The 11,876-nt window shown below is 48.3% G+C and carries 12 protein-coding genes; all 12 read left to right on the plus strand.

What is annotated here, in order from left to right; genetic code table 11:
- The first annotated feature begins 109 nt into the window (after window positions 1–109).
- Complete coding sequence (locus NSB25_RS25290; RefSeq protein WP_103242097.1) at window positions 110–793, plus strand: ABC transporter ATP-binding protein; 684 nt, start codon at window positions 110–112, stop codon at window positions 791–793.
- 56 nt (window positions 794–849) lie between these two features.
- Entirely contained in the window at window positions 850–3,456 is a 2,607-nt protein-coding gene (locus NSB25_RS25295) for an ABC transporter permease (RefSeq protein ID WP_103242096.1), read from the plus strand.
- A 421-nt stretch (window positions 3,457–3,877) separates the two neighbouring features.
- Entirely contained in the window at window positions 3,878–4,615 is a 738-nt protein-coding gene (locus tag NSB25_RS25300; RefSeq protein WP_242982602.1) for a LytR/AlgR family response regulator transcription factor, read from the plus strand.
- Window positions 4,608–6,047: a sensor histidine kinase gene (locus NSB25_RS25305; protein ID WP_242982601.1), complete on the plus strand. Its 1,440-nt coding sequence runs from the start codon at window positions 4,608–4,610 to the stop codon at window positions 6,045–6,047. Before NSB25_RS25300 ends, NSB25_RS25305 begins: the two co-directional genes overlap by 8 nt.
- A gap of 24 nt (window positions 6,048–6,071) precedes the next feature.
- On the plus strand, window positions 6,072–6,812 hold the full coding sequence (locus NSB25_RS25310; RefSeq protein ID WP_103242095.1) for a DUF6033 family protein: 741 nt from the start codon (window positions 6,072–6,074) through the stop codon (window positions 6,810–6,812).
- 138 nt (window positions 6,813–6,950) lie between these two features.
- A complete protein-coding gene (locus NSB25_RS25315; RefSeq protein WP_103242117.1) occupies window positions 6,951–7,628 on the plus strand; it encodes a DUF3879 family protein in 678 nt (225 codons plus the stop codon).
- Window positions 7,629–7,919: 291 nt separating this feature from the next.
- Window positions 7,920–8,564 carry a hypothetical protein gene (locus NSB25_RS25320; protein ID WP_103242094.1) on the plus strand — a complete coding sequence of 215 codons (645 nt, stop codon included), beginning with the start codon at window positions 7,920–7,922 and terminating at the stop codon, window positions 8,562–8,564.
- A gap of 98 nt (window positions 8,565–8,662) precedes the next feature.
- Window positions 8,663–9,622: a hypothetical protein gene (locus NSB25_RS25325; RefSeq protein WP_103242093.1), complete on the plus strand. Its 960-nt coding sequence runs from the start codon at window positions 8,663–8,665 to the stop codon at window positions 9,620–9,622.
- 212 nt (window positions 9,623–9,834) lie between these two features.
- Window positions 9,835–10,332 (plus strand): hypothetical protein, encoded by a 498-nt coding sequence (locus tag NSB25_RS25330; RefSeq protein ID WP_103242092.1) that lies wholly within the window; start codon window positions 9,835–9,837, stop codon window positions 10,330–10,332.
- 96 nt (window positions 10,333–10,428) lie between these two features.
- Entirely contained in the window at window positions 10,429–11,097 is a 669-nt protein-coding gene (locus NSB25_RS25335) for a hypothetical protein (RefSeq protein WP_103242091.1), read from the plus strand.
- Window positions 11,098–11,268: 171 nt separating this feature from the next.
- Entirely contained in the window at window positions 11,269–11,469 is a 201-nt protein-coding gene (locus NSB25_RS25340; RefSeq protein ID WP_146040183.1) for a hypothetical protein, read from the plus strand.
- A gap of 41 nt (window positions 11,470–11,510) precedes the next feature.
- On the plus strand, window positions 11,511–11,774 hold the full coding sequence (locus NSB25_RS25345; RefSeq protein WP_103242089.1) for a hypothetical protein: 264 nt from the start codon (window positions 11,511–11,513) through the stop codon (window positions 11,772–11,774).
- Window positions 11,775–11,876 lie beyond the last annotated feature (102 nt).

The raw sequence follows: 11,876 nt of genomic DNA on the forward strand, positions 1-11,876 counted from the left end.
TCTAAGGTGCCATACACAAAGGTATGCCGCCTAAGAACTTCTAAGTTTCATGTAGAAGAACGCAAAGACGGCGTTCTTCCGGAATCCAGAGAAATGAGAGGTGCTGTTTATGGATATTTTAAGAACCGAGGGGCTGACCAGGCAGTATGGGACAGGGCAGACAATGGTAACGGCTTTAGACCATGTAGACCTGCAGGTGGAAAGAGGGCAGTTCGTTGCCATCATCGGGGCATCCGGCTCCGGCAAGTCAACGCTGCTCCATCTGCTGGGAGGCGTTGACCGCCCTGACGGCGGGAAGATATTTGTGGAAGGGGTGGACATAGCGACATTTGGGGAGGAACGGCTGGCGCAGTACCGCAGGCGCAAGGTGGGGCTTATCTACCAGTTTTATAACCTTATCCCCACGCTCAGTGTGAAGAAGAACATCTGTCTGCCCATGCTCCTGGATAATAAGGAGCCGGGTAAGGAACGGTTTGACGACATTGTAAGGACATTAGGGCTGGAGGACAGGCTGGAGCATCTGCCGGGGCAGCTTTCCGGGGGACAGCAGCAGAGGGCGGCAATCGGGCGCGCCCTGATCTACCAGCCCGCGATCTTGCTGGCTGACGAGCCGACAGGGAACCTTGACCGGAAGAATACGGAGGAGATCATCTCCCTGCTGAAACTGTCCAACCGCCAGTATAAACAGACTATCCTCCTGATCACCCATGATGAAAGTGTGGCGCTGGAGGCAGACCGCATCATCAAGATAGAGGATGGGAAGATCATCTCGGATAAGGCGGTGCGATTTTGAACGTTCCGTTCAAATATTGAATTGAGGCCCGCAGAAGCGGGCAGGGAGGTATAGCCATGAACATCATACGGGAATACAGCTTAGACCAGGTGCGTAAAAACCGCCGCACATCTGTTTCTATTATTGTGGCAGTTCTGATTGCTTCCACTTTTTTATGTACATTGCTTGTTTTTGCGCAGAGTTTCTGGAACCAGATGGTACAGCAGGAGATTTATACCTCCGGGGATTGGGATGCGGAGCTTATGGATGTTCCGGCAGACAGGCTTGGCATGGTGAGGGACAATGCGGGCGTAAAAGCCATGTTTGTGAAAGGGGACAACCAGACTGCGTTCCTGCCGGAAGGGACCGCGCTTCCCTGCCTGTTGATACAGAACTGTGACAGCGGCTATTGGGATGCCATGTATGAAAAGAATATGCTTTTGCGGGGGCGCATCCCGCAGGCTCCCGGCGAGGTCGTGGTCAGCAAGGATTTCTTTTTGCAGAACCCGGCATATGGCATCGGGGATGCGCTCGCAGTGGAAATAGGCAGCAATGTGCGGACGTACATGGAAGAAAACCGGCAGAAAGACGCCGCCAGCCTGACCATTGTGGGGGAACTGGATGTGTCCGTTTCCTCCGGCTATGAAGGATACCTTGCCTATGGATTTATGGAGCCGGAGGAACTTTCGCCGGACAGTGAGGTGGTGGTCTACCTCCAGATGGAGCGGAGGGGGAAAGTATATATGGCAGTCCCGCAGATTGCGGAGGCAATAGGGCTTCCGAAGGATGAATACGGGGACTACCCATGCCGCTACCATGCCGCGCTGCTTGCATGGCACGGGGTATATGCAGCCGGGAGTTTTTTCCAGAGTGATGTGCCGAAGCTGTTTTTTGGGCTCCTGCTTGCGGCAGGCGCATCTATGGCGGTATTTGCCTATATCATAAGGGGCGCTTTCGGGATTTCGGCAAAACAGAAGATACATCAGCTCGGTATCCTGAAATCTGTAGGGGCGGGGCCGAAGCAGATAGGAAGGACGGTCATTTATGAGGCGTGTATCCTTTCAGTTATCCCTATCCTGCTTTCAATGATCCTGGGATACTTTTTTTCCATCGGTGTCCTGTCAGCCTATTCCAGCATGGCCAGTGAAGTGTTCGGAAGCCGGATGGAGGTTTCTTTTTCACCGGCCGCGGCGCTCATGGCGGCAGTGCTTTCCTTTGTTACGGTTTTGCTCGCCGCACATGGGCCGGCGAAACAGATGTCAAAAATCCTGCCCATAGAGGCAGTGCGCAGGGAGCAGTACAGCATTGCAATGTGCGGACGCACATCGAAGAAAGCAAAGAGCCATCCCATATTGGCAAAACATTTCGGATTCCTTGGGGAGATAGCGGCAAACTCGGTAAATGCGGGGAAAAAATTGTACCATACCTGCATGGTGACGCTTTCCCTTTGTATGCTTCTTGCCTTTGGGTTCCTCGCAGTTTTTACGGCTTCCGATATCAGCAATGCGCAGGCGGAAAACAGGAATCATTTTGATGTGAATATCACGCTGGGGACGGGGGAACGGATAGACGGTGAGCTCCTTGCAGAACTGAAAGCTGTGCCGGGTGTACAGGAAACATCTGTTTATGCAAGGGCGAACTGCGCTGTCTGGCTTTCCGGGAGTGACCAGTCAGCAGAATTCCTGCAGGCAGGAGGTTTTGATGCCGCAGACGGCTATATCGTGGAGCGGGACGGGCGTTACCGTGTAACCTGTGTGCTGGTGGGGATGGAGCAGGATGCCTATGAAAGCGTTCTGCGGGAAGCAGGCGCGGAGGCTTTACCGGAATCTTCCGCCATCATTGTAAACAGTGTGGCAAAGAACCCCGGTGCAAGGGATTATGAGGCAATGCAGGAAACAGTCCCTTATCTGAATCTCCGGCAGGGGCAGAGGGTGGAGCTGACAGAGAAGTATTCGGATGATACTCAGGGCGACTATGAGTTTGCCGTGGACGTTGCGGCAGTGATCCCGTCAATGCCGGAGATCGGGCTTGCCCCTTCATTTTATACACTGCCTGTTATCGTGCCGATGGAGGAATATTATGCCATTATCGGGAATTTCAGTGATGAGATGGAGGTTTATAATTACAGGAACTATGTAAATTATGCTGTGCCGGATGGGATGGACAAAGAAATCCAGGGCGAAGCGGAAAGGATATGCAGTGCTTATCTGGGCAGCAGTGATTTTATGGCTTCCAGTAAGACGGAGCGTATGAGGAACCGCGGGAGGATGACAGGGGCGACAATGTTTGTCGTGTGCAGCCTTGTGGCGCTGTTTGGGGTTGTGGGTATTTCCTCAGTGCTTTCGGCAATCCTGAACAGTTTAGGACAGAGGCGGAAGGAATTTGCCATGCTCCGCTCGGTCGGTGTGGATGAAAAGGGAATCCGGCGGCTGCTTGGGATGGAAGGGTTTCTGCTGTCAGTCAGGCCAATATTGATTGGCTTGCCGCTGCTTATCATTGTATGTGCCGCACAGTGCTATATGATGGGAGTGCCCATAGTGGAATTCCTGTGCGCTTTCCCGGTGTGGGCGCTGTTGATGTACATTGTACTGGTGCTGCTTGTGATCAATGGGATTTATATGCTGGTTTCTAAGAAGATCAGGGATGATGTTATTGTAGAAGCGATTAAGGATGATACAGTATAGGAACCATTCAATAACCGCCCGGAGATTGTTTTGGTGGAACTTAGTGCCAGATAATACTACAAAAGACAAACTGCCGCACTATGGACTTCATCTACCATATACGGCGGTCTGTCATTTCCGCAGGCAGGCCAGGCGGTTTGATAACGGAAATCACTTGGAAAGCGGGGAAATAAGAAGTAATATGCTTACACGGCAGACCTTGTGGGGCATCCGCCACTATATCGGACGAATGGCGAAAAACTTTAGGGTTGATTTGAACTTTTTGTGGAAAAGAAAAAGATTTCGTTCCCTTTCAAATAGGGTTTCGTTCCTTCGTGGCTGACTGCGCCAAAATTCTGCCGATATAAGTAGAAAGAAAACTTTCTACAGTAAAAAGAGCTGCCATGGGGAAGCTAATGCTCAATGCGAGAAAAGCACTCGCATGGGAAATGAATTGCAGGTGATGAGATTGAACATAGCCATATGTGATGACGAGAAAGCCATCCGTGAACAGATAAATGAACTGATAGAAAAAGAGAAAGTGGGGATATGCCTTGATCTTTATGAGACGGGGGATGCGCTGCTTGCTACCGACAAGAAGTTTGACATTGTATTCCTCGATATACAGATGGATGGAACAGACGGGATTGAAACGGCGAAAAGGCTTAGACAGAGGGATGAAGATACCATACTGATCTTTATTACGGGAATTCGGGAGTATGTTTTCGAGGCATTTGACGTGGCGGCATTCCACTATCTGTTAAAGCCGATTGAGGAAGATAAGTTTCGGGAGGTGTTCCACCGTGCGGAGCGGGAGATGGAAAAGAGGAAAACCAAACGGTGGGAAACGGTATTCATAAAGACGAGGAACCGAAGTTTTACACTGGAAAAGGACAGCATCCTTTATGTTGAGAGCAGGGGAAAAAAAGTGGAGATACACACCACGGGGGAAATCATAGAGGCATACGCTTCCATGAACGAAATGGAAGGGCAGCTTGGGGAAAGTTTCTACCGCTGCCACAGGGGATATCTGGTGAACATGGTGTATGTGGCAGAGTATGACAGCGAGAGCGTCATCTTGAACAATGGGGAGTATGTTTATCTGGCAAAAGAAAAGTATGGGGAGTTTGTAAAAGCCTATATGCGGTATCTGAGGAATGGGGTGGGTGCTGATGGCTGAATATATCATGGGGATGCTCAGTATTCCGCTTTATTTGTTTGAGGGGTACTGCATCCAGTTCTTTTTTGGCAGGTTTGCGGAACCAAAGCTGTGCAGATTAAGGAATGCACAGTGGATAGCTGGAATTGTGTGGATTTTGATAAGGATTGTCAAAGGGGCTTTATTCCGTGAAACAGACAGTGTGACGCTAATTGTGGAGTTGCTTTTTACTACCGTTTCCTTATTTGCTTTTTGTGTGGGTTGGTATAAGGGAAATATGCCGCTGAAAATCTTTCTGGCCATTCAGTTTATCGCCTTGCGTGAACTGGCATTTTGGGCAGGGTACAGTTTTCTTTATATCGGGAAAAGACTGATAGACATTTTGGTACATGGGGCGGGTAGCAGCATGGAATGGCCGGAATACTTGCCTGTGGCGGCAGATGCGCTGGCCTGCTTTTCCGTTGCGTTTGTGGAAACCATAGAAGGAGTCCTGCTTTTTGTTTCCATAAGGAAGATTGTAAAGAGTTACCGTTGCAGGGAAAAGGGGATGGAAAAGGAAGTGGTTTTCTATCTGCTCCCTGCCGTGGCTGGCGTGTTGGTTTCAGTGCTTGTGAGACTGCTGATGATCACAGTTACGGATGGCGTTCCGGTGCTGTTGTATGAAAGATATCCGGCGCTATACCTTATCATTCCCATGATAGCACTTGTGCTGCTTGGGGCTGTCGTGTTCAGTTTCCGTATTTATCAGAACATGGCAGCTCTGCAGGAAGAACGGGCGGAGAAGATCATACTGGAAAACCAGATCACTCAGATGCAGGGTTCAATGGTGGAAATGGAGCATCTGTATGACGGGGTACGCTCGGTCAAGCACGATATGAAGAACCACATGGCAGTCCTGCAGAACCTTATACAGAAAAAGTATAGTGGGGAAGATGAGGAGATCCGGCAGTATTTTGAGGGTATGTATCAGTCGGTGGAACAGCTTGACAGCAGGGTGCATACGGGCAATGCAGTCAGTGATGCGGTGGTGGGCAGCAAGTTCCGTTATGCGGCAAAAAAGGTAAAAGGAATTAAGCTGGATGCAAGGGGGTTCATGCTTTCAGATGCCGTTACGATAAAGGCTTATGATATGGGGATTATTCTGAACAACGGGCTGGATAATGCGATTGAAGCCTGCATGAAAATGAGGGAGAAACAGCCGTATGCAGAAGCCTATATCACGATCCGGTCTTTTCGGGCAAAGAATATGTATTTTATAGAAATTGAGAACAGCTTTGATGGTATGGCACTGTTCGACAAGGAAAGCGGCCTTCCCATATCAACAAAAGAAGATAAGGAGGTGCATGGAATAGGGCTAAAGAATATCAGAAAATGTGCAGTAAAATATGGCGGCGATATGGACTGTATTGTAAAAGGCAATAGATTCACATTGTCGGTCATGGTAAAAAGTTAATCAGCAGGAAGGAGAAGAATTATTATGAGCATTTTAGGAGTAAATGATATGTTGGCGGCATATCAGTATGCGAATAAGGCGCAGAAAAATAATGCCACAGGGAAAACCAGTTTTGCGGACACCGTAAAGCAGACTGCAGAAAATAGTTCCGCATCGCGGGAGGAGCAGTATGTGGAGTATCTGAAACAGCGATATGGCGCAAACGTGATGGTGAAAAATATCGGTAATGACCAAAGGAGTATTGACAACTTCGGCGCAAGCATAGCGGGGTATAACAATATTGTAATCGCTCCAAATATTTTAGAGAAGATGGCAAACGACCCGGAGAAAGCAGCCCATTATGAAAAAATAATCCAGAAAGGGCTCGATGACCTTCCAAGATGTAAGGCGGAAATGTCAATGAATGGATTCGAGATGTCTTCTTATGCCGTGAGTATTGATGAAAAAGGTGTGGGGTATGTATATGTGACCGGGGATCTGAAACCGGAAGTGCGGGCAAAGATTGAAGCAAAGGTGAGAGCAGAACAGGCGGCAAAACGGGCAAGACGGGTGCGGTATCAGGAGCTTGCCGAGGAAGCAGCGGCGGAGCGCAGAGAACGGACAGAGCTGCAATATCATAAACAGCTTATGGAAGACGCCCTGAAAAAAAGTGATCTTGATACGGCTGTAAACTATCATTTCATCAGCCGGTCACAGGTTTCGGCGGCAATGGCTTATGAAAGTGCGATTGGTGCATACAGCAGTAATGTGTTGGGAAATATCTGATAACTGTACTAATGTTATAAAATTTGAAGTAAAACAGAATATGCCCGGACTTACCATAAGGGGGCATGGGCGGCTCCGAATGACAGAGGAGCCGCTAATAAAATATTGATAGCAAAGGAAATCATGGAGGATGATGCTATGTCAAAGATTACAGATTACAGTTTTTTGTTCCAAAGTATGTTCGGGACACCAAAGAAGAGTGCGATTGGCAGTTTCCAACTGTCTCAGTTAAACAGCGGTTCGGTGCAAGCGCAATTAAGAGCAGCGGGGATTGACACGAACAGCGCCCAATATAGGGCTGCAATAAAAGAAATGATGCAGAATGGTAACGGTGCAATGTACACAAATATACAAAGCATTAAAAATTCGATGAAATGCTACGATAAAGACGGGGATTTTATCAATCCAAGAAACGGGCTTGCCGGCCTTGTGCTGACGGATGAAAATGCAGACCGTCAGAAGCGTATCGTTTCCATCCCAGAGAGCAGCAAGGATGAGATGTTTGAGCAGACAAAGAAAGAATTCCTACGCGAAAATGGCACGCTGAATGGAGATACGACAAAGCGCATGGATGTATACGACAATCTGTATAGAAAGACGAAGAAGGATGACAGGCTGGCGGCAGGGTATACGATGGAGCAGTATGAAAGGGCATATCGGCAGGCGTTCTTGGATGCTGCAAGGAAAGCCGACCCTAAGTGGGAAATTGGAAAGCCAGTTCCATCCGGGGCTTTGGACGGCATCACAAGGGAATCTGTGGAAGCGAATCTGAGGAAATCCGGGAGAACACTGTCATCCGTGGACATGAAGATATAATCTTTACACCCTATTCCGCAGAGGCGCATAATGCTTTGCCTCTGCGGTCTGCCCGGAGGTGAGGGGCGGATGTAGGTGATAAGAGAAATAAAACTTTTTTGGAGGCTGGCTCGTATTATTAGCGGATGGCAGTGAAAGGGGGTGTTTGTCATGAAGTTTGACAGGGGAAGTTAGGTTGTATGTCCGCATGGAGGCATAAACTGCTCGGACTTATTACATGGGAGCAGGGGCGGCTCTGAACGACAGAGGGGCTGCCATTAAAATAATTGATGACAATGGAGGATTTGAAAAATGAACGTAAATGGAATAGGACAGAATTATTATCAGAACAATGTATCAGCGAATAGATACAACAGGAGCAGGGCAGGACAGTTCTACCCGCAGAAACAGGCGGCAGAGGAATCCGCTCCCGGAAGTGCAAGGCAGAATGCCAATGTGCAGGATATATATGACGCACTTAAATCAACAAATCCAATAATGGGGCAGGAGGAAAACACCGTATCAAATGACAGCGGGCTGACAGTTTGGTATGGCGATAAGACCTTGGAAGAATGGGCGGCAACAGACCCGAAATATACGGACAAAGCAACAGGTTTTTCATGGTATGTCAGGGATGGGAAGCACCCTTATATGACGGGGGAGGATGCCAAGAAATTTAAGGAAATGTGCAAGGAAACGGGAGAGTCGTGGCTGAAAAAGTTTGCGGAAATGACAGGAACGATACAGTACCTTGATGACAATACAACTGCCTATGTGGGAACAAACGGTACAGCGATTAAATCAAAGGACGGAAAGGAACTGTTCATAGATACATCATCCATGACTTATGACATGATCATGAATATGTTCAGGAACCTGCCTAAAAGCGGGAATTACTTTGACAGCTCATATTGGCAGAAAAATATCCAGAAAGCTATGTTTTCTGTAGAACAGTGATGTTTTACATATTCAGACTGTCACAGCGTAGCTGGGGGTGGAAACATATCACTCCCAGCCACAGTATTGAATAAATGACAATAGCGGAGGATTTGGAGATGAGCGTAAATGGAATAGGGGCGGGATATCCCGCATGGCGTGATATGGGAAAGGCTCAGAGGAATGGTTCGGGAACGGGCTTCGCGGGCAGGATGGCGGATGCAGATGCGGCAGGGAGCAGTTCTCCCATAAGAAGCGGCATGAGGGCGGCGGGGCAGACTTCGGTGCTGGATGCGTACCGTGCATCGGCGGCATCCGGGGTACGCAATGTGAAGCCTGCCTATGAAACATACGAATCCGAGAATTACAGGATTGTGCCGGACAACGAGGCGGGGTGTTTCGATATTTACAATAAACAGGGAGAAAGGATAGGCGCTTTTGACTATTCTGACATCAAGGTCAGGCAGGACAGCCAGACAGGAAAGCAGTTCCTGATCTCGGAGCATGGAACCATGAGCTATGATGCTATGGTATTGGACGGCGAGCTGAAAGACGCCCTGCAGGATGTCATGGGCGTGGAAGCGCTGGAAACGGAGGAACTGTCCGGTTTCACATTAAAGACCCATTCCGGCACTGGCATACAGTATCTTGTGCGGGATGGCGAGGAAGGCCGTGGGGGAAAAGTCCTTTTGCAGAGCGAGGCAGACAGGGAAAGGTATGAGGCCCTTGCGGAGACCTACTTCAATAAATATCCCAACCTGATCCACGATAAGAACGCCGCATACATATGGGCTGATCTGGAGATAAAGGGGCTGGCGCAGCATACGAAGGACGGCATTGTCTCTATGGGCTTTAACGGGATGTCCTATAATGACAATGCAGATTATAAGAACAACTGGAGCGTCCTGTTTTCGGAAAATACCTATAAGGCGGTTTTCGATTGGCTGCAAAACAACAGGAGCAGCATTGAAGAAATGCAGAAGTTCGCCACATGGCATGATGTGTTTGATAGCATTGGCAGCCGGTATGACCGCATATGGTCTGATGAAGAAGAAAAGCAGGGGTATCTGAATAACTGATAAGCCATAGCCTGATAAGACAGGCATCTCCAGCGTTCCGGCAGATTGGGGAAATGGGGGAGTAGGGAGGTGAAGGCCGGTATGGGATTTGACAGGGGAAGTTAGTTGGCTTGTTTGCATGGAGGCAATGAACTGCTCGGACTTATTACGAGAGAGCAGAGGCGGCTCTGACCGACAGAGGAGCTGCCATAAAAAAGAAATGGAGGACTGAAATGGGCATTAACGGAATAGGGACAGCGGGATATCCGCTGACAGGATATACGGCAAGAAAGACAGGAAGAAGCGCGGAATCCGGGGCTGTGGGATTCATGGAAACGGTGGAAGAAAAGGCGGCGCAGGGAAAGGCAGCCGACCAGGATGAGAAAGCCTTTGAGATGGTTGGCCCGAACGCCCCGCAGGAAGTGAAGGATGCGTGGATGGAGGCGGCGAAAGAAGTAAATGCGAATGGCATGGGAATCCGGGACAACGGAATGATGAGCCACATATCGCAGATGATGGTGCAGAGGCTTAATAAACAGCTTAAGGGTGAAACGGAGAATTTTGACATCCTTGGAAACACGGTGGAATCTGCGATCCAGGCAACGAAAAAGGCGCTGTACGATTTGGAGCATCCAAGAGTATATACGCCAAGGAGCATAGAGGTTCAGCAGGCCCGTATCAAAGAAGGGGAATTTTACAGGGCGTTTTTGGAAAAGCTGGAACGGTTATAGGTGCTTTCCCAATAAGGCACAGAGTAGATGTTTTTGGCGTTTCAGCAGATTGGAAAACCGGGGAAATAAAGGCAAAAGGGATTGTGAGGTGGACTCATGGGAATTTCGGCTTTAAGTACAGTAAATTCTATTAATACAAAACAGCGTATGTCATTGCGCGGCAGAGGGCCTGACTGGTCTATCATTCCAAGTTCCGGGAAAAGCAGTAAATCAAAGGTGGAGTTTACTGACGAGATCAAGGAACTGGCACGGAAGGCTGCGAATACTACAAGCAAGGCAGAATTGGAATATATCCATAGGCGGCGGACGGAACTATGTGCAGAGTATATGTCTGACGTGTCGCCCGACAGGAAAGCACTGTACCGGCAGGCTGAAAATGCGCTGAAAGAGCAGGGCGGCAATCCGAAATGCAAGGGGAGCGGGGAACTGACGCTGCTTGACTTCCTGGAGGCGGCAGACGGGAGGGCGGAGAACCTTGCTGAAAAGAAGTTTGCGCTGGCAGGGGGCGGAACGCTGACCTGCCCGATCCTGACAAGCGGGGGATATGGCGCGGATATTTACTATCAGGGTACAAAGGTGCTGACATATCTCGGTTCGGGATATGGGTGGGCTTGTGAGAGGACTCCGGCTGAACGGGAAAAGGAAAGGGAGTTTTATGGGATTTATTTTGATGAGTACCGCTTGCTAAAGAATGGCCAAGGGGCAGAGCTGGAGGAGTTACCGGATTATCTGGAGGAGAAGCCGTCTTTTGACAGGAAAGCATAAATAGGGGGATTTGAATAACCAATAAGATTTCAAAAATTCCGTGAGCGCATATCCCCAATAAGCCACAGCCTGACAGGGCAGGGCAGGTATCCCCGGTGTTCCGGCAGATTGGGGAATCGGGGGAGCAGGAGCGGCTCTGACATTAAAATGATGAAAGGGTGGAGAGGCAGTATGAAAAAATGTATCATGTTAGTCTTTATATTGGCAGTAGGTATGTTTAGCATCGTTGGTTGTGGGGATAAGACAACTAAAAGCAATGCTTCAGATGCAGATGGAGCGTATTTCAGTAACGATGAAGAAAAAAACAATTTACTGAAATTATTTCAGCTTCTGGTGAGACGATTGGTATCATTGATAATAATAAAGAAATAGAAAGGTTCGTAAAGCAACTGGATATTGAATCCTGGGATGATATGGAACAGCTGCCTGAAGATATAGACCTGGTATATAGCTATATATCATATGAGGTGATTGATGAACCTGTATTTTTACAGGATGGAATACCGTTAGTTAATATGAGTACCTTAGAATTATATATTTCCAGTAAAGGTGAATATATTATACGAGATTATGATCAGGAAATAGAAACAATAGCCAGAATATCAGAAGAGGCGGGACAGTTTCTTAATGCGCCGGAAGACTTAGAGCTAAATAGTGTCTGCTTTTTAAGTCTGTAAACCATTGATTTTACTGACTTTTCAGCATATTTATGATAAAATAACTACAGGGGTTCTGCATCCAGGCATCGATTTTCCTTGCAGTTTTACCCCAAATCCTAC

The organism is Acetatifactor muris, assembly GCF_024623325.1.
In the GTDB taxonomy this organism is placed as follows: domain Bacteria; phylum Bacillota; class Clostridia; order Lachnospirales; family Lachnospiraceae; genus Acetatifactor; species Acetatifactor muris.